The organism is Chitinophaga sp. MM2321 (genome assembly GCF_964033635.1).
Taxonomy (GTDB): Bacteria; Bacteroidota; Bacteroidia; order Chitinophagales; family Chitinophagaceae; genus Chitinophaga.
The window spans coordinates 3,797,815-3,815,702 of sequence record NZ_OZ035533.1; the positions used below are offsets into that span (position 1 = coordinate 3,797,815).

Sequence of the window (17,888 nt, forward strand, 5' to 3'; positions counted from 1 at the left end):
GCAGCGAAGACCTATACGGTCATCTTCGCAGCATTTTAAATATCTGAATAACTAAATCTCAAAATACCTAAATATTCCAGATGCTTGCTGCGCCGAGTATAGCTGCTTCTTCACCCAGGGAGGCGACGCAGAGCGGGAGGTGGATATTATTCTTTTCAAGTTCCAGGGTTACAGCGGGCAAAAAAAGTGGGGATGCATTGGCGATGTTGCCACCGATGACGATTACCTCCGGCGATTCAGCCTGGATGAAAGAGAGCAGGAAAGTGGCAAGGTTATGTGCAAACTCGTTGAATATGTCCTGTACCCTGCTGTCTGTTCGCAGGCGGGCAGTCAGGGCTTTTACATCTGCCACTGATTCTCCGCTGAGTTCATGATATCTTTTTATAAACCAGCGGGTAGACAGATAGTCTTCCGCCATACTGTCCAGAAAGGGGGTACACCAGCGGTCAGCATCTTTGGCTATGCCGCCGTGGTAAGCGGCAGAACCCAGGCCCGTGCCCAGTGTAAGACCAATCACATGCTGGTAGTTCCGGCCTGCACCACTAAAAATCTCACCCTGCAAAAAGCAACCGGCGTCGTTGATAAAGCGGATCTGTGATGGGGGTATGCCCAGCTTTTCTGCCAGCAGTGTCTTTACATTTAGCTGGTACAGCGCATCATATTTATGCTGGCCATTCATCAGGCTGATCCCCTGTTCATAATCAAAAGGACCAGGCATGCCGATACCGATGTACCTGGCAGCTACCGGCACCTCTCTGAAAGCTTCATTGATTACTGCCGCCCAGGCAGCTATAATTTCCGATGCTGTTCCCTGTGAATTAATACGGGTGCGATTCCAGGAACCGGTTTCGATTGTTCTAGTTTCCAGGTTCACCAGTGCCGCTGTGATATGGGATCCTCCTATATCAATTCCTAAAGCCGTGGAACTTTTCATAAATGATAAATAGACATTTTAAGGCTAAATCGTTTTAGCTTCGACAAATCTAAAGATTGTTTGGTTGACAAAGATAAATAAATCGTTTTAGCGAGATAAAAAAGAAATAATGTGGGGACAATATAGTTTCTTTTTTGAAAAATAGGGAAGGAAAAGAAAGAATTATCATTATGGAAGAGCCCCCTCAGACCGGGAAGCCAGGAAAGGGCTCTCTCTTTTTACTTCTTTCTGTTATCAATACTATACGGCCCAGCCCCGAAATAAGCGATCAGTAGAGCCCCTCCCAGCATGGAGATATTTTTCATAAAAAAAGCCATCTGCATTTGTGCAGCCATCGGATCCTTTATTGCCCAGAAATTGTGCATAAAAAATGTTACCGGAATCAGGAAGATCACCAGCAACCAGGCGCCATAATGTGCTTTAAAGCCCAGGAGTACACTCAGGCCGCCTACCATAGCCAACAGGCCTGCAAAAGGTACCATAAAGCCAGCGGCTGGTACACCGGAAGCGGCGGCATAATCAGCGCCGGTACCACCCAGGTGGTTTAGTCCCGACATAATGAAGATAAGGGCGTAAAGTATCCGGCCCAGTAGTGCAACGATTTTCATGGTTAATAGTGTTTTATAGCTTACAAACGTATAGCTAATAAAGAAGGTTTAATATAGAGTTACCGGGAGTATAGCAGTATCCTGCAAGATAGCGCGGGGCAATTCGTTATCTTTACAGGGAAGGTTAAAAAGAGGCTATGAGAAAAGAAAACTCCACCAATACTATTAATAAAAAGATCATCAACAACATATGCAGTACTGCGCACACATTGTCGGTCATAGGTGGCCGATGGAAGCCCAGTATCCTTTGGCTCCTGCTTGATAACAAATTGCGTTATAACGAACTCAGAAAAGCTATTCCCGGCATCTCAGAACGCGTACTGGTATTACAGCTGCGGGAACTGGAAAATGATCAGCTGGTAAAACGGGTTATTTTTCCGGAAGTTCCTCCCCGTGTAGAATATGAACTTACACCATTGGGACGATCTATGGAAGTGATGCTTCAACATATGACCGACTGGGGTGCCATGCACCGCAAACATAGCAGCAAACAGGTAAAAGAATTAGTTACCGAAGATAAAGCCTGACATCCTGTTATTTTAAACCGGCATCTTCCAGTGCGCCCATCGCAAGCGCAATCCAATCCGCATCTTTCGTGTCTTTTGCCAGTACGGTTGTCAATCTCGACTGCACCAGCTGCGCCAATGGCATCGGCGTATAAGACCTCGCTGCCGTTTCCAGTACCAGGTTCAGATCTTTCAAACCCAATGCAGCACTGAAAGAGGGGTCACCAGTAAATTTACGGTCTACGATCATAGCACCATAGTTCCTGAAGATCGGTGATGCAAACAACGTGGTGGTCAGCATTTCATATACCACACGCGGATCTACCTTATTCTTCTCTGCCAATGCAAAGGACTCTGCCATCATTTCAATAGCGCCTGCAATCATAAAGTTACCAATCAGTTTTAATACGTTGGCGCTACCGGCATCATCTCCCAGGTCAAAAATATTTTTCGCAAAACCAGCTTCCAGTAAAGGTCTTATTCTTGCCTTAGCAGCATCGTTACCGGAAATTACAGCAGTACCAACTTTGGCGGCAGCCGCTTCGGGCCTTGCAAACACAGGCGCCGCTACATACTGTACCCCTTCTTCCAGGTGATGTGCAGCCAGTATACGCGAGGTATCAGGAGAAATTGTACTCATGGAAACATGAATACCTCCTGCCCCCAGTGCTTTTACCAGGGCATCGCCCGCAATAGCTATAATGGCTTTATCATCAGATACCAGCGACATAACAATACCACCCTGAACGACAGCTTCCGCCGGACTGTTTACCAGCACGGCTCCTAACTGCTGTAATGGCAACGCCTTTTCGCGTGTACGGTTATACACGCTTACTCCATATCCTGCTTTCAGCAGATTTTCGACAATGGGATAACCCAGGTTGCCGGTGCCGATAAATCCGATAGTTTCCATCTTACTGTTTTTAAATTATTGGATGATCAAATCTATTATTTTAGAATGGTTTCTCCCTGAAACAGCTGTAAAAAACCCACAAATAATATTATCTTCCTATAATAATTCCTATACTTTGAAAAGCAGTATACTCTTTCTGCTGTGCATCCTCTGTTCAGTAGCCCGGGGTATGAAACAAGTCATCATTAACGGCAAATAAATTATATTTATAAGAAGGGTTACCTTCCTTTTCACGTTAAACCACGTCCACGATGAGAACTATTCACCAATGGCTGGATGAATACGGCAGCAGCCACCGGAATCATACCAACAAACTAATTCATTGGGTTTGTGTGCCTGCTATTTTCTTCAGCATTGTCGGCTTTTTGTATGCCATCAAGCTGCCGGTAGCAGGCTTCCGCATGGTATTGAGTGTAGCCCATATCGTACTGTTGCTGCTTATCCTTTATTATGCCCGCCTTTCTCCTTCGCTGGCAGCGGGAATGCTTATTATTGGCATTCTTTGCCTCTGGGGCTGGCGCATGATTGCAATCGCGGAGATTGTTGTATGGCAGGCCGCTTTGGTCATCTTTGTGCTGGCCTGGATCGGACAATTCATCGGACATAAAATAGAAGGTGCGAAGCCCTCTTTTTTCAAGGACCTGCAATTCCTGCTGATTGGCCCGGCGTGGCTGCTGAGCTTTATCTATAAAAAGGCCGGTATTAAATTATAACTAGGCGGCTACCAGGAATAACCGCATGATATATGACAGCTCGTATATAATGAATAGCACCACGATAGCGCCATGATATGTTTTATTGGTGGTTTTCATGGCGATGAGACATAATGCCAGGTGCACGAAATTACGTACCGGATATTCCCAACCGAAATGAAGAAAATATTGCTTTCCTTTCAGGAGTGTGTCTATTACATCCGCAACAAACAAAGCGGCCAGTACACCGAAGAACCATTGATGCCGCGAATAAAAGTAATCCTTGTAGTTGCCCTGGTAATCCTTTACATCATCCGGATATAGCAGTGCACATAAAAGGAAAAAAGTAGTGATGAAGAAAACAACGAAGATGTATTCGGGGAATGTCCAGCGTTGGAGATTATGTAAAGGAATTTCCCACCACCAGAAATGTACGAGTAAGATAAAGAGATATAACACCCAGGAAAGATGTATCCAGTAAGGCTTATCGCGGCCAGGATGTTGTATGAATTTGGCGGTGCCTTTCAGCAGGTGGGCAATGCTCAGGCTGAGGATAAAGCCAATGACCATTCTTACATGACCGAATGTTTCCATAGCGATAGTATTTATATGGAAATTAAATAATTATCTCCATAAAAAAACTAAAGCCCCGATGAATATCGGGGCTTATTTACCTAAACCTACAACTGTTACACTGTTATTGCAACAATAAATTTATACGCTGAAACTGTTCCGTTAATGCATTGCAGATGGATCCAGTTTAGTTTTTTGTTTATTTCCTTTTACCAGTAACACAAATGGGATACAGATCAGGAACATCAGCCCCAGGTACAGAAACACATCCATGTATGACATGGCCGCTGCCTGTTTGGTGACAGAGAAATCCAGGACCTTATAACCACTGCTCAATGCCGTTTGCGGGTCCATACCTTTAGCTATGAAGCTATGCTGTAAGCCGTTTACCCTGTTGATCACATCGGGGTTATTGATATCCAGTTTGCCTACCAGGTCATTGCGGTAAAACATGTTCTGCCGCGTCATAAACGTAGTGATCAATGCCACCCCGAATGAACCTCCCAACTGGCGCATCATACCTGTAAATGCCGCACCCTGCCCAATCTGCTGACCTTTCAGTGAAGACAATGCCAGGGTGGTGATCGGAATAAAGAGCAGCCCCATACCCACACCGCGTACAATCAACATCCAGAAGAAAGCGTCGGAGCCGGTATCGGCAGGCGTAATAATTTTATATCCCCAGAAACTGTATATAAAGAACAGGAACATACCGGAAGCTACCAGGTATTGCTGTGGTACACCTCTTTCCAGCATCTTACCGATGATCGGCATCATAAATGCCGTAGTAAGTGCCGCAGGGATCATCAGCATACCGGATTGCGTGGCGGTCCATCCCAGCAAACCCTGTGTATATAAGGGGATGATGAAAGTAGAACCATAGAGCCCAAAACCGAGTATGAAAGACAGGATCGTACCTACCCGCAGATTACCGTTTTTGAGTACCCGCAATTCCACAATAGGGTTTTTATAGGTGAGCTCCCGCCATATGAAGAAGAACAAACTTAATACAGTCGTTACCGTTAATGCCGTAATAACCGGACTGTTAAACCAGTCGTCTTCCTGTCCGCGTTCCAGTACAAATTGCAGGGAGCCTACCGTGAGGGCCAGCAACAGGATACCGAGGAAGTCAATTTCACTGACAGCCTTTTTCTCTGCATATTTCGGGCTGCGCACAAACTGCAAAGTAAGCAGGGTAGCGATAACGCCGATAGGTATGTTGATGTAGAAAATGTAAGGCCAGGAGAAATTATCGGTGATATAACCACCTAAAGGAGGGCCCAGTGTTGGGCCGATGATCACACCAAGACCATAGATGGCCTGGGCAATTCCACGTTTTTCCGGTGGATAACTTTCTGTGATAATAGTTTGAGAGGTAACCAGTAGCGCACCACCACCAAGTCCCTGTACAAAGCGGAACAGGATCAGTTCCCACATGGTGGTCGCATTTCCGCAAAGGAACGATGATACGGTAAAGATGATAATGGAGGCGGCGAAATAATTACGACGGCCAAATTGTTGTGATAACCAGCTGGTCATCGGTACTACGATTACGTTACCGATAGCATATGCGGTGATCACCCATCCTATTTCACTGAGGGTAGCACCCATGTTACCGCGCATATCATTCAACGCCACATTCACGATAGTGGTATCCACAATTTCCAGCAAAGCGCAGAATATAGCAGTGATCGTAATAATCACCCTGCGTGAGCCGTATTCTATCAATGATTCTTGTTGCATGCAACACGTATATTTTGAATGAAAGCAGGATAACCAGGAATTAATAATTAATGCCGGAGCATTTCCTTCCTGTTGATGAATAGTTAATCTGATAATAAAATCCTGGCATAAGCATGGTTTCCATTAACTACTAATCCCTGGTTATGATGCATTCATGTATGATTAGTTGAGATGCACGTCTACCAGCACGTTCATACCCGGGCGCAACTGTTTGATTAATCCGTTGTTCGGTTCGTTGAACTCGATTTTTACGGGTAAACGTTGTACCACTTTTACGAAGTTACCGGAAGCATTATCAGGCGGCAGCAGTGCGAATTTGGCGCCGGTAGCCGGTGCAAAGGAAGTTACTTTTGCTTCCAGCGGTGTACCGGGGTATGCGTCGATATGTACCGTTACTTTTTGTCCCAGTTTCATTTTTTCAAGTTGTGTTTCCTTGAAATTAGCGACTACCCATGGCGTGTTATCCATTACTACGCTGAACAGCGACTGACCGGCAGCTACGTACTGACCAGGCTGTACAAAAATCTTTGACAGCACACCATCTTCAGGCGCGGTAATGACTGCATAAGACTGAATCAGTTTAGCATCTTCCACATCTGTTTCACGCTGTTTGATACCGGCGTTAGCGAGGTTGATCTGTTTGGAGGTAGCACTGCTCTGTGAAGAAACAACAGAACTCTGGCGGCTGGCCGCAGCTTTCTGTTTTACCAATACATCCAGCTGACGCTCTGCTGTTTGTTTTGCAGCGAGTGCCTGTTCGTATTGTTGCTGGGTGACAGAGTGATCTTTGATCAGGTTATTATAACGATCATAATCCTGGCTGGCTCTCCAGATGTTTACTTTCGCAGCTTCTATCTGTGCGTCAATTGTTCCGATGTTGGCTTGTGCAGTGCTGATACCTGCTTCAGCAGCCATGGTAGAAGCTTCTGCAGCGCCCAGATTAGCCTGTGCTGTCATCAGGGCGTTTTCAGCCTGTTGTACTTTTATAACCAGGTCACGGTCGTCCAGGACCACGAGGGTGTCCCCTTTTTTCACGAACTGGTTATCCTTCACTCTTACTTCTTTCACAAAACCTGATACGCGCGGTATTACCGGGCTCACATTAGCGTCTATCTGAGCATTATCTGTTTCTTCGTGGTGCAGACTATGAATATATTTAGTGATACCGAATGCGCCACCACCAACTACCAGTAATACCAGTACGATGACGAATCCTTTGCTGCGCTTCTTGGGCGCCGGTGTTTCCTGCTGCATGTGTGTATTATTATTAGTAGTAGCTTTTGTTTGCGTTGTTTCCACAGTTTTGTAGTTTATTGGTTTGTGGTATTATTTGTTGCTATTATCGAGTAAACCTGCTGCCTGTAACAGTTTGTTATAGGCTACCAGCGCATCTGCTTTTGCAAAAGCGTAGTTAAGGTGAGATTGTAGGTTTGCCACATCGGCATCCAGCAGATCTGTTGTTGTTGCCAGGTTATTATCGTGTTTGTTTTTTGTGATGCGGTAATTTTCTTCTGATTGTTCTATCGCCTTTATATAGGTGTCCATTTTCTTGTGACTCAGGAGATAGTTCTCGTAAGACTGATAAACATCGAGATGGATCGCGTCTGTGAGTTTTGATTCGTTTGCCTGTACTTCTGCTAGCTGTGCTTTTGCACTGGCTACTTTAGAACCTGTTTTCCAGAGAGAAGATAAATTGTACTTCAGTCCTACCCCGGCATTCACGGCATTAGTGATGGTGAGTACATTCGGAATGTATGCAGCGATGTATCCGCCGGTAACGGCCAGTGAAGGATAGTATTCTCCTTTTGCGCCTTTCACACCTGCGTTGGCAGCATGTTCACGGGCACTGATTGCAGCTGCATCCTTACGGTGCTGATATGCCAGTTGCTCAAATTCCGCTACGCCCCTGCTATCCATATTATTGCCTACTTTAAAAACGGTGGTATCCAGCTGCAATGCAGTGTTATCCGGTAAGCCCAGCATGATGTCCATGTTGAGGTTAGCTACCTTCAGGCTGTTTTCAGCATCCATCAGTGCCAGTTCGTAGTTAGACTGTTGCAGTTCTGCCTTCAACAGATCATTACGTGCCAGCAGGCCATTCTTTTCCAGGTTGCTGAAATCACCTACACGTTGTGCAGATTGCTTTACGTTTTCTTTCACCAGTTCCACTGCTTCCGTTGCTTTGTACAGGTTACTGTAGGCTGCAATGGTATTCTGAATCACATCTTCCTTATCCTTATCTGCATCCAGCTTTGCAGCTACAGCGAGATAACGGGCTGCTTCTTTACCACTCTGTATCATCATACCGGCAAAAACGGGTACGGATACACTGGCAATACCATAAGCAGCAGAATTAACTTTTGGCATTTCTGATTTGGTGCCCGGATCTGGGTTGCTGCCGCCATTGTTATCACCTGTTTTGAGTTTCAGGTCAATGTTGGGTTGCAACACACGCAGATAAGAACCGGAAACGCTTACGTCAGGAAGCTGGCGCTCGTAGGCCGTTTTCACCGATGCATTGGCGTCGTCCATTCTGGCGTGACTTACCTTTAATTGTTTGCTGTTTTGTATACTCAGCGAAATGGCTTCATCTAACGAAAGCGATTTAGAACTTTGTTGTGCGGAGGCTGCCTGGAACACCAGTGTCAGCATGATTCCCGATGCAAGCGCATATAATCGTGCGTATATGCTTTTAGAACTCATGTGTTAGGATTACTTTAAACAATTTTTTTAAATGGAGACTCAACCTGTTTCTTAAAACTTCTCTGAATTCATTATCATTTAAGCCGGCGTATTCCGTTTTTCTCAGGATGTGCTGTGCCGGGATCACCTGGTGGATAGTGCCAAACAAGGTGGTCATCATCATCATCACATCTACATCTTTATGAAAAATACCCGCTTCCTGTGCATTGGTAACGATGGGTTGCATTAATCCCAGCATTTCCCCTTTCAGTTGCCAGATCAACTCACGTACAGGGCTTTGATCCCTGTTGAGCTGTTCACGGCTCATAATGCACTGGAAGTACTGTTCATTCAACATTTTATTGATAAACCTGTCGATCAGGCTGTAAATTTTATCCAGGGGAGCCAATGTATCGTTTAGTAACAATTCATTGATAAATACCCGTGAGGCATCCATGCGCAGGCGGAACACCGTTTCAAGCAGCTTATCCTTTGATCCGAAATAATAGGAGATCATGGCAATGTTTACATCCGCTTCCTGCGCTATGTCCCTTACTGAAGTGCCATGAAAGCCTTTCTCCGCAAACAGCCGTTCTGCAACCATAATGATAGAAAGTTGTTTCTCATTATACTCTTCCATGTTCCTTTTTGATTTGACGAAGCAAAATTAAACAAACGTTTAATTAAAACAATCGTTTATTTAAGTATCTGTTTAAATTTTTATTTTATTAAGATATAAATAATTAAAAATCAATATCTCTTTAAGCTGTTTTTAAGAATTGTTCATAAAATCATCTCAGAAAAAGCGAAAATTTCATTATACTGATGATTTTTATAAAAGGAATTTCTAATTTAAGTGTGAAATCCGATTGCTCACCCTTCCTGCTTTCATCATGTCCAAACGTTCATCCACTATCATTACAATTATTACAACCGGCCTGCTGGTAGGCTCGCTGGACATACTTACGGCCTGCATTCAGTTTGTACTGACCACCGGTAAGAGTTTTACGAAAGTGTTGATTTTTATTGCCAGTGCGGCTTTTGGGCCAGCAGCCTTTAGTGGGGACCCTGCTATGCCCTGGTGGGGGGTATTCTTCCATTATTGTATCGCTATGGCTTTTACGATCCTGTTCTTTCTGCTCTATCCAAAGCTGCCCGCCATGCGGAAACACCCGGCCCTTACCGGAATCGGATACGGCATCTTTATCTGGGTTGTAATGAATATACTGGTGTTGCCATTGACCAGGATTCCTGCTGCGCCATTTCGTTTAGACGGTGCCGTTATAGGTGTCATCATCCTGATAGTAATGATCGGGCTACCGTTATCATTTATAGCGCGGGAACGCTATAAAAGTATTTAGGGATTTTTTGATTTACGAATTTAGGGATTTGAAATGCAGCGAAGATTTTCGCGTAGATCTTCGCTGCATTTCAAATCCCTAAATTCGTAAATCAAAAAATCCCTGAATATTTATTATTTCAGTGAATTAATCCACATCGCAATCTTCGTGGCATCGGCCTGTGGCACCTGGGGGAAAGGCGGCATAGGCGTTGGATAGCCAGGCCAGTTTTCCGGTTTCGGATTACGGATCAATGCCAGTATTTTAGCTACGGAATATTTTCTTTTAGCTATTTCATTGAAGCCGGGACCGACCTGTTTTTTCTCCGCATTATGACAGGAAGAACAAGTGTATTTATTCAGTAACGGCTGTACCTCTGCAAGTGTCGGGGTTTTAGTAGTAACAGATTTTGGACCGGCAGCTTTTGATGTGGCAGCAACAGAAACAGCCACCACAGATGCTTTCGCAGAATTTCTTGTACTTACTTCCGACATAGACAGCTTGGCCCCTTCGGGGATGTTATTGAGCGTATAATACACATCCGGATGTACCAGCGAGTAAGAACGTTCCTGTTCGCGGATACCATTCAAGGAGAGCTTATGGATGTAGTAACGGCGTAACCCTGTTGTAATGATACGCACTTTCATACCATCAGCAGATACCTTCACGCCTTTCACGGTGAGCTTTTCCGGGTTTACGGGAGGACTGCCATATACAGGATGGTATTTATAAATAAAGCTTTCTACATTGTAAGAAGCCAGATCTTCCGCATACTTTTTATCTACCGGTTGCGTGAATGTAATTTCAAAACCATCCGGCATGGCGCTCACGGTTCTCATTTCAAAAGGCACGCGGTTATTCCATACCAGGCGTTGCAAGCCCTGGTTGGCATCGCCCGCAGAACCCCATCCACGGTTGGTTTCCCCTACAAACAGGGAACCATCTTTTCCCCAGGCGAGGCGCAATACACCCGACTGGAAACCGCTTCTGAAATCCCAGGCAGCGCCCTGGTATTCACCATTTACTTTCTCCAGGTATACACGCATAATTTTGCTTTGTCCCTGGTCGCCGATGAGGAGCTGTTTGGCAAACGGACCAAACACGCCGTCGGGGATGGTGGTCAGCTGTGCGTTGGAGATTCCTAAAACACCGTGTGGTAGCCATACTGCCGGCAGCTGTATTTCGGGGAAATATTGCTTCATATCAAACAACGTCACAAATTTTTCATTCTCTACATTCTCCGGTTTGATAGCACGGCCCTGCGCATCTCTGCGGAAGCGGGGATCTACTTTGCTGTATAATTGTTCTGTGGTCAATTTTACAGGAGAGTTGGGCATGCCACTCCAGCGCAAACCTGCGGGATGGCCCATAAAGCTGCCTTTCTTCACATGTACCAGTGCGCCGGAACCCATCCAGTCGCCCTGATTTTCTGTGTAGAACAATTCTCCATCCACCATACCTAAACCGCAGGGAGAACGGAAGCCTGTAGCCCATGGCTGCATTTTACCGTCTTCTGTGATGTTCATCATCCATCCGCGCCAGGGCACACGGCTTTCACCACGCCACCATTCTTCGTCGCCAAAGGCTACGTTGCCGGATACAAAGAAAGAGCCATCCGGAGCGATAACCGGTCCGAAACTATATTCATGATAATGACCGGATACCGGCCACGCATATACGGTTTCAAACTTATCGATCTTACCATCCATATTGGTGTCGGTAAGTTTAGTCAGTTCACCGCGCTGGGCGCAGTACAGGGAACCGTTTTTATAGGCAAGTCCCAATACCTCATGCAGCCCGGAAGCTACTTTGCGGAAGTAGGGTTGTTTGCTGGTAGGGTTCTCTACGATATAGATATCACCACGGCGGGTAGCCACGCCCAGGTCGCCGTTTGGCAGGGTACACAGCCCCCCAACTTCCAGCAGGGTGCCTTCAGGAGAGCTCATACGTGCGATGCGGAAAAAGTCCTCTTCCTTGGCCGATTCCTGCGCCATTACGGAGGTGATAGTTGTTGTTAATAATAACATCCCGGCTGCTAATCCGGCTGTTATTCCTTTATAATTCAGTTTCATAATAATCGTTAGTATTTCTGCTTAGAAGATAACCGCGTAGCCCACTTTCGTTTTTACCGGTACAATCAGTTCCGTGCGACCATCCTGGTTACGGATTACAGGAGTAGCTGCTGCGTCATCCATCTTCACATAATAGGATTTATCACCTACCTGGTACCATCCGCCGGGCAACAGCGTTATGCTATCGGCTACGGCTATACGTAGGTACAGGTTTTCAGCAGGTTGCGTGATATTTACCGTACGATGAATACCCTGACTTTCCGGTAATACGCTGATGCTATCGCTCACCGTGGCGCCATATACCTGGTAACTGAAAACAGGCTTCCCTGCTTCATCCAATGAGTAGCCTTTAGGGCGATAACCGGTACCGGTGGTATCTTTGCTCCAGGCGGTTTCCGGCGTAGACAGTTGTGCAATGGCCATTGTTGGGTGGTTGTTCAGGATGCAGATCATTCCTAAAGGACGGGAAGAACCATCGCCACGGTCATGCCACATCGGGGTGGTATTGAGAAAATCGCCACGCCATACCTGTACAGGCAGACCGTTGTCCATATCATAGGTGTAATGTACTTTAGCAGGACTCCCCGCAGAAATGGCGTGTGTTACCCGCGGACCACCACGGAGGTCCATAAAACTACGGAGCACCGTGTTTTCTGTAGCTGTTACCAGGATTGGATCGGTAGGATCATCTGCCGGCACATTGGTATCGCTGATCACAAATTCACGGATACCGCTTTCTTTTACAGATAAGGTTAGTGCAGGTTGCGCCCAGTCAACGGTTTTACTATACAGCACTTCAACGGGATAACTGCCGGGTTGCAATTCCACGCTGCCTTTCCCATCCCAGTTGCTGGGTTTGATCACTTCTTTGTTGTTGATCTTCATAGCGCCACCGCCACCGGAAGCATGGATATTGAATTCATAATTTCCGGCAGCATTTATCATCAGTGTACCGGTATAGCGTACCAGGAATTCATTGTCCGGCAGGCCACTGATGTTGGAGCTGATCAGCTCCGAAGTACCGGTAACAGCGGGTTTCATCGTATTAAAATCAGGTACTTTTGTAAACTTTCCTTTATATACGCTGTACTTCACGTCTTTCAACGTTGGTTTCGGCTGGTTATAGTTGCTGACCCGGATGTTTCTGAAGGCAATGGTGCCGTGATCTCCCTGGATACGGAGCGGACCTGTAGTTACTTCATTATCCTGCATGGCGCCACGTGTGGGACCGGATAAAGCTACATTTTCCTGGATGGTAACCCCATTCAGTTCTACTTTCAGGATAACGGCATTAGCGATTTTATGACCGGCGGCGTCAAAGCGGGGCGCCTGGAAAGCAATCTTCATGTGCTGCCATAATCCGGGCGCGCGGCTGGCGTTCTGACGGGGTGCATGACCATCATAGCCCTGCTGGCCATCGGGTTTACTATCATCCCAGCGTTCATAGATACCGCCGTTGTCTGAAGCGCGTGGTGCAGTGGTGCCCCAGCTGTCAAACAGTTGTATTTCATATCTCCCCTGGAGATAAATACCCGAGTTGGAATTTTCGGATAACAGGTAATCCAGTTCCAGGTCCAGGTCACCGTGTTGCCAGGTGCTGTAAAGGTCCTGCCCGTGTTTGCCTTTATCCGGCAGATTAACGAGGATACCTGTGCCTGCCGTTGTTTCCAGCACGTTGTGCTTCCGGAGGTCTGCCCTAACGTCGCCGGCTAAACGCCAATTGGCAGCAGGCTGCTGAAATGCGGATAAATCCGTTAGCGGAACATTTTGTTGCGCGATCAATTGCTGACTGCAACCGACACTAAAAATCATCACCAAAGTTTTAGGGTCGAATACGCGCAACCGTTTCCCCTTTGGACGGAACTGATTCCATCTGAGCATAGATCTGTAGAGTTTTAAATTTTGCTAAAAGCATTTAGCTAAAGATGCTTTTAGCGTTAATGACATTTAATAATACGGTCGAATAAATTGTTAATGAAAATCATAGGAATACTACTTCCAAAATACAAGCTGTAAAATTGGGGCGGATCATAACGTGGGATACCACTATCCATAAACGATCTTGTGTTGTATAGCATCAGTAACACAATAATATAGCATCGCAACCAACTTCATCAGCGGCGGCCAAAATAGAAATTATTTGTAACAAAAAACGATATCGGGGTAAAAATTACATCAGCGGTAAAAAAAGCGGTGGCCGGAGGTCAGATCTTTAGCCCAAACTGTTCCAGCGCCTGCAGGGTTTCCGCATAACTGTTATGGCAGATCCCATTAATACCCAGGCCGTTGGCAATGTCTACAAACATCGGGCGGTCTTCCAGGTATACCACCTCTTCAGGCGCCACCTGTGCTATATCCAGGGCTATGCGGTAAATATCCGCATCCGGCTTACGGTAATGTACAAAGCAGGAAGAAATGAAAAAATCGACAAAGGTACCGATCCCAAAATGCCGGATACGGTGCGTATTCAGTTCTCGCCCTTCATTATTTACGATGGCAATTTTCAGATGGTAAGTTGCTTTCAGGGTACGTATCAGTTCAATCATTTCGGGGTAAGGAGCCGACTGTGCAAACATAAACTCCCTGAACTGATGACGGGTAAAGGACCTGTCTTCATAAAATACGACCCTGCCCAGGTATTCATCCAGGGTAAGTTTACCTACTTCGTAGGTATCGAAAGTAAGGTGGTGTCTTTCTTCCGTTTCCAGGGCATCCAATTGGAAGATTTCTACCGCCTTTTTACGGGCAGCCCTGTCCCACCCGTTGGTGAGCAGCACCCCGCCTATATCCAGGAATAAAGTTGTAATCGTTTTTTTCTTCTCCATCTGAAAAAAATTAAATTGCACTACTAATATAATGTTATCCCTTCATTAAACCAGCAGCATGCACATACGAAAAGCGACCATCAACGATATAGGCCAGTTACGGACATTGTACCGGCAAACAATACAGGAAATCAACAGCCGTGATTATGACGCCACGCAGATAGCAGCATGGGCTGCTACAGCAGACCGTATTTCATCTCTCGAAAAAAAAATAACAACACAACATTTCTATGTGGTAGTAACACCCGCAGAAATGGTGACAGGCTTCGCCTCATTGGAAGATACGGGCGAACTGGATATGATGTTTGTACACAAAGACTTTCAACGGCAAGGCATTGCCTCCATGCTGGTGCATAAGCTGTTTAAAATCGCTGTAGCGCAGCAGATACCGGTGCTTACAGCCTATGTAAGCATTACCGCGAAACCATTTTTTGAAACGATGGGCTTTATCCCTATCGAACAACAAACGGTTATGATCGGAGAAACAGGGCTAACAAATTACGCCATGCAACGGGTAATGGAAGTCGTTGAAAAATAGCGTCGCCTTTATTGCTTCTTCCCTTCTTTGATATACCCGTTAAAAGACATGGGCTGGCGGTTATTGCTGGTTACCTGTAATGTGCCATAGCCACTGCTGGAAACGGTAATATTAATATTTTGAATATCCTGCTGATCGGTAGGTTTCACGCTGATACTCCAACCATCTTTTTTGCGGGGTGTACTGGTGTATTTAAATTGTTTTGTTTTAAAATCCAGTGGCGATTTATTGGAGCCATAAGGTGCGGAATAGGCACGCCCGAAATAAGGCAGGTAGCTGACCACTGAATCAGCTGTTACGGTGACATTATATTCCGAAGTAAGCTGACGTGTACGCCCATTCATAGGCAGGGCTGACTGGGCTACAAAAACGTAGTTGCGGGAATCGATCAGCGCCTTTACTTCCGCTGCTTTTTCTTCCTTTTTCTGTGTTTTTGTTTCCTGTGCGTACAGGCTTCCGGTAGTCAGTGCAATCATTGAAAAGATGAATACGGTCTTTAATGCAAACGAACTTTTCATAATAATTAATTTTACCGTGAAAGGAAAGCGAATATCATACCATAAAAGGAAATTACCATTTAGGGAAGATAACGTATTTTCACAAGCTGATGGCCTCTTTCCGGCCTTCCCTCCGGGGGAAGGCAAAGCGGTTGAAGCCTTTTAAAATCCGGAATCATGCCTAACCCATATATTTCTTTATTAAAAACGGCCTGGACATACGCAAAACGGGAGCGCAAAAAGTACCTGCTGGTATACGCCATGTTCATCTGTGCCAATATCTTCTTTTCACTGAATCCGGTATTGTTTGGCTGGTTTATCGGGAAGATCCAGCGGGATTCTGCGAACCTGCCCTATAATACCATGTTGTTTGCAGGCGGCTATTTCGGGCTGAAGCTGATGGAATGGGCCTTTCATGGACCTGCGCGGGTAATGGAACGACGGCTGGCCTTTAACCTGAGCCGGAATTTTTTACAGGAGAGATATCACCAGGCGCTGCACCTGCCGGTAAAGTGGCACCAGGACAACCACAGCGGGTCTGTGATCAACCGGATCCGCAAGGCGTATGAAGCCCTGAAAGAATTTTTTGAACGGGGATTCATGTACCTGCATGCCCTCTCCAAATTACTGTTTTCCGTTATTGCCATGATGTACTTCTCGCCTTTGTTCGGCACTATTGGTGTATTGCTCGGTGTAGTTTGTATCTGGGTGGTGCTACGGTTTGACAGGCCCATCATCAAAACGCTGGAAGAGATTAATGAACGGGAACACGTGGTATCTGCTACCCTGTTTGACAGTCTTTCCAATATTATGACAGTCATCACCCTCCGGCTGGAAAAGAGCATGGAAAAAGGTTTGCTGGGAAAGATCGCGCAAATATGGCCACCCTTCCGCCGCAATACCCTCATCAACGAATGGAAGTGGTTCGTAGCAGATATCATGATCACCATCATTTATTGCGTGGTGGCAATCGGGTATATTTTCCAGCACTGGGTGCCGGGAGAAGTATTTTATATCGCAGGGCTGGTAACCCTGGTGGGCTATGTCAACCAGTTTACCAGCGCGTTCCAGGATGTAGCCTGGCAGTATACCGATGTGGTGCAATATAATACCTCCGTAGAAACAGCGCGTAATATCAGTAATGCCTATACGGAGCATCACCGGCCCGAAGCCGCGGTGGTGCTGCCTGCCTCGTGGCAGACTATTGAGATCAGTAACCTCAGCTTTTCGCATCTCACCACCTATGATAATGAGCATGCACCACAAAGTTTGCATCACCTGCATTTACGGATAGGCCGTGGAAAAAAGATTGCCCTTATCGGGGAAAGCGGTAGCGGAAAAAGCACGCTGCTGGCTATTTTGAGAGGGCTGTATGAACCGGAACAGGATACGCGGTTCCAGGTAGACGGACAAGCTTACCCGTTGGCAACGCTTAATGAAACCGTTACGTTGTTTCCGCAGGAGCCGGAAATTTTTGAAAACACGATTGCGTATAATGTTACGCTTGGATTGCCCTTTATACAGGAAGACATCCTGTCTGTTTGTGAAAGCGCACATTTCACGGAAGTGGTATCGTTGCTGCCGGAAGGACTTGAATCGGATATCCGGGAGAAAGGCGTGAACCTTTCCGGTGGTCAGAAACAAAGGCTGGCACTGGCCCGTGGCATCCTGGCAGCAAGGGGCAGCGAAGTGATTTTGCTGGACGAGCCTACCAGCAGTGTAGATCCTAAAACAGAAGCCATGATCTATGAAAAGATGTTCCATGCCTTTGCTGATAAAGCCATTATCTCTTCTATGCACCGGCTGCACCTGTTGCCGCAGTTCGATTATATTTATGTATTGCAGCAGGGCCGCGTTGCTGCCGAAGGAACATTCACATCCCTGCGGGCCAGCAGCGGCGTGTTTCAGGAGTTATGGAAACACCAGGAAAACAAATAGCTGTTCGAATATTTCACAGCGTAGGCC

General features: G+C 46.1%; 17 protein-coding genes. 5 read left to right on the forward strand and 12 right to left on the reverse strand.

Annotation, left to right across the window (positions count from 1 at the left end; translation table 11 throughout):
- Positions 1-67 precede the first annotated feature (67 nt).
- Positions 68-934, reverse strand: coding sequence for an ROK family protein (locus tag ABQ275_RS14705; RefSeq protein WP_349313899.1), 867 nt, complete (start codon positions 932-934; stop codon positions 68-70).
- Positions 935-1,152: 218 nt separating this feature from the next.
- Entirely contained in the window at positions 1,153-1,542 is a 390-nt protein-coding gene (locus tag ABQ275_RS14710; protein WP_349313900.1) for a DoxX family protein, read from the reverse strand.
- A gap of 137 nt (positions 1,543-1,679) precedes the next feature.
- On the opposite strand from ABQ275_RS14710, the gene ABQ275_RS14715 reads away from it, so the two are divergent.
- On the forward strand, positions 1,680-2,069 hold the full coding sequence (locus tag ABQ275_RS14715; protein WP_349313901.1) for a helix-turn-helix domain-containing protein: 390 nt from the start codon (positions 1,680-1,682) through the stop codon (positions 2,067-2,069).
- 7 nt (positions 2,070-2,076) lie between these two features.
- Here the strand turns inward: ABQ275_RS14715 and ABQ275_RS14720 are convergent, their stop codons facing one another.
- Positions 2,077-2,961 carry an NAD(P)-dependent oxidoreductase gene (locus ABQ275_RS14720; RefSeq protein ID WP_349313902.1) on the reverse strand — a complete coding sequence of 295 codons (885 nt, stop codon included), beginning with the start codon at positions 2,959-2,961 and terminating at the stop codon, positions 2,077-2,079.
- A 251-nt stretch (positions 2,962-3,212) separates the two neighbouring features.
- Between ABQ275_RS14720 and ABQ275_RS14725 the strand changes: the two genes are divergently transcribed.
- Entirely contained in the window at positions 3,213-3,674 is a 462-nt protein-coding gene (locus tag ABQ275_RS14725) for an Mpo1-like protein (RefSeq protein ID WP_349313903.1), read from the forward strand.
- Here ABQ275_RS14725 and ABQ275_RS14730 read toward each other — a convergent pair whose 3' ends face one another.
- From ABQ275_RS14730 to ABQ275_RS14750, 5 genes are all read right to left on the reverse strand, one after another.
- Entirely contained in the window at positions 3,675-4,247 is a 573-nt protein-coding gene (locus ABQ275_RS14730; RefSeq protein ID WP_349313904.1) for a hypothetical protein, read from the reverse strand.
- 141 nt (positions 4,248-4,388) lie between these two features.
- The gene (locus tag ABQ275_RS14735; protein WP_349313905.1) at positions 4,389-5,969 is read right to left on the reverse strand and encodes a DHA2 family efflux MFS transporter permease subunit; all 1,581 of its coding nucleotides are present in this window, start codon (positions 5,967-5,969) and stop codon (positions 4,389-4,391) included.
- A gap of 162 nt (positions 5,970-6,131) precedes the next feature.
- On the reverse strand, positions 6,132-7,268 hold the full coding sequence (locus tag ABQ275_RS14740; RefSeq protein ID WP_349313906.1) for an HlyD family secretion protein: 1,137 nt from the start codon (positions 7,266-7,268) through the stop codon (positions 6,132-6,134).
- Positions 7,269-7,295: 27 nt separating this feature from the next.
- A complete protein-coding gene (locus ABQ275_RS14745) occupies positions 7,296-8,672 on the reverse strand; it encodes a TolC family protein (RefSeq protein WP_349313907.1) in 1,377 nt (458 codons plus the stop codon).
- A complete protein-coding gene (locus ABQ275_RS14750; protein WP_349313908.1) occupies positions 8,662-9,291 on the reverse strand; it encodes a TetR family transcriptional regulator in 630 nt (209 codons plus the stop codon). Before ABQ275_RS14750 ends, ABQ275_RS14745 begins: the two co-directional genes overlap by 11 nt.
- Positions 9,292-9,544: 253 nt before the next feature.
- Between ABQ275_RS14750 and ABQ275_RS14755 the strand changes: the two genes are divergently transcribed.
- Complete coding sequence (locus ABQ275_RS14755) at positions 9,545-10,012, forward strand: hypothetical protein (RefSeq protein ID WP_349313909.1); 468 nt, start codon at positions 9,545-9,547, stop codon at positions 10,010-10,012.
- A 113-nt stretch (positions 10,013-10,125) separates the two neighbouring features.
- Here the strand turns inward: ABQ275_RS14755 and ABQ275_RS14760 are convergent, their stop codons facing one another.
- From ABQ275_RS14760 to ABQ275_RS14770, 3 genes are all read right to left on the reverse strand, one after another.
- On the reverse strand, positions 10,126-12,063 hold the full coding sequence (locus tag ABQ275_RS14760) for a hypothetical protein (protein ID WP_349313910.1): 1,938 nt from the start codon (positions 12,061-12,063) through the stop codon (positions 10,126-10,128).
- Between the two features lie 21 nt (positions 12,064-12,084).
- Complete coding sequence (locus tag ABQ275_RS14765) at positions 12,085-13,944, reverse strand: family 16 glycoside hydrolase (protein ID WP_349313911.1); 1,860 nt, start codon at positions 13,942-13,944, stop codon at positions 12,085-12,087.
- Between the two features lie 323 nt (positions 13,945-14,267).
- Positions 14,268-14,888 (reverse strand): HAD family phosphatase, encoded by a 621-nt coding sequence (locus ABQ275_RS14770; protein WP_349313912.1) that lies wholly within the window; start codon positions 14,886-14,888, stop codon positions 14,268-14,270.
- 58 nt (positions 14,889-14,946) lie between these two features.
- Here ABQ275_RS14770 and ABQ275_RS14775 point away from each other — a divergent pair, with 58 nt between their 5' ends.
- Positions 14,947-15,426, forward strand: coding sequence for a GNAT family N-acetyltransferase (locus tag ABQ275_RS14775; RefSeq protein WP_349313913.1), 480 nt, complete (start codon positions 14,947-14,949; stop codon positions 15,424-15,426).
- 8 nt (positions 15,427-15,434) lie between these two features.
- On the opposite strand, the gene ABQ275_RS14780 is transcribed toward ABQ275_RS14775, so the two are convergent.
- Positions 15,435-15,944, reverse strand: a complete 510-nt coding sequence (locus tag ABQ275_RS14780) for a DUF4251 domain-containing protein (protein ID WP_349313914.1) — start codon at positions 15,942-15,944, stop codon at positions 15,435-15,437.
- Positions 15,945-16,100: 156 nt separating this feature from the next.
- Between ABQ275_RS14780 and ABQ275_RS14785 the strand changes: the two genes are divergently transcribed.
- Complete coding sequence (locus tag ABQ275_RS14785) at positions 16,101-17,861, forward strand: ABC transporter ATP-binding protein (RefSeq protein ID WP_349313915.1); 1,761 nt, start codon at positions 16,101-16,103, stop codon at positions 17,859-17,861.
- Positions 17,862-17,888 lie beyond the last annotated feature (27 nt).

What these genes read in the sequence shown, in the direction of transcription:
- ABQ275_RS14745 (WP_349313907.1), bottom strand. Translation starts at nt 8,672, where the DNA reads ATGAGTTCTAAAAGCATATACGCACGATTATATGCGCTTGCATCGGGA.
- ABQ275_RS14725 (WP_349313903.1), top strand. Translation starts at nt 3,213, where the DNA reads ATGAGAACTATTCACCAATGGCTGGATGAATACGGCAGCAGCCACCGG.
- ABQ275_RS14760 (WP_349313910.1), bottom strand. Translation starts at nt 12,063, where the DNA reads ATGAAACTGAATTATAAAGGAATAACAGCCGGATTAGCAGCCGGGATG.
- ABQ275_RS14785 (WP_349313915.1), top strand. Translation starts at nt 16,101, where the DNA reads ATGCCTAACCCATATATTTCTTTATTAAAAACGGCCTGGACATACGCA.
- ABQ275_RS14765 (WP_349313911.1), bottom strand. Translation starts at nt 13,944, where the DNA reads ATGCTCAGATGGAATCAGTTCCGTCCAAAGGGGAAACGGTTGCGCGTA.
- ABQ275_RS14720 (WP_349313902.1), bottom strand. Translation starts at nt 2,961, where the DNA reads ATGGAAACTATCGGATTTATCGGCACCGGCAACCTGGGTTATCCCATT.
- ABQ275_RS14710 (WP_349313900.1), bottom strand. Translation starts at nt 1,542, where the DNA reads ATGAAAATCGTTGCACTACTGGGCCGGATACTTTACGCCCTTATCTTC.
- ABQ275_RS14715 (WP_349313901.1), top strand. Translation starts at nt 1,680, where the DNA reads ATGAGAAAAGAAAACTCCACCAATACTATTAATAAAAAGATCATCAAC.
- ABQ275_RS14705 (WP_349313899.1), bottom strand. Translation starts at nt 934, where the DNA reads ATGAAAAGTTCCACGGCTTTAGGAATTGATATAGGAGGATCCCATATC.
- ABQ275_RS14750 (WP_349313908.1), bottom strand. Translation starts at nt 9,291, where the DNA reads ATGGAAGAGTATAATGAGAAACAACTTTCTATCATTATGGTTGCAGAA.
- ABQ275_RS14780 (WP_349313914.1), bottom strand. Translation starts at nt 15,944, where the DNA reads ATGAAAAGTTCGTTTGCATTAAAGACCGTATTCATCTTTTCAATGATT.
- ABQ275_RS14770 (WP_349313912.1), bottom strand. Translation starts at nt 14,888, where the DNA reads ATGGAGAAGAAAAAAACGATTACAACTTTATTCCTGGATATAGGCGGG.
- ABQ275_RS14775 (WP_349313913.1), top strand. Translation starts at nt 14,947, where the DNA reads ATGCACATACGAAAAGCGACCATCAACGATATAGGCCAGTTACGGACA.
- ABQ275_RS14755 (WP_349313909.1), top strand. Translation starts at nt 9,545, where the DNA reads ATGTCCAAACGTTCATCCACTATCATTACAATTATTACAACCGGCCTG.
- ABQ275_RS14735 (WP_349313905.1), bottom strand. Translation starts at nt 5,969, where the DNA reads ATGCAACAAGAATCATTGATAGAATACGGCTCACGCAGGGTGATTATT.
- ABQ275_RS14730 (WP_349313904.1), bottom strand. Translation starts at nt 4,247, where the DNA reads ATGGAAACATTCGGTCATGTAAGAATGGTCATTGGCTTTATCCTCAGC.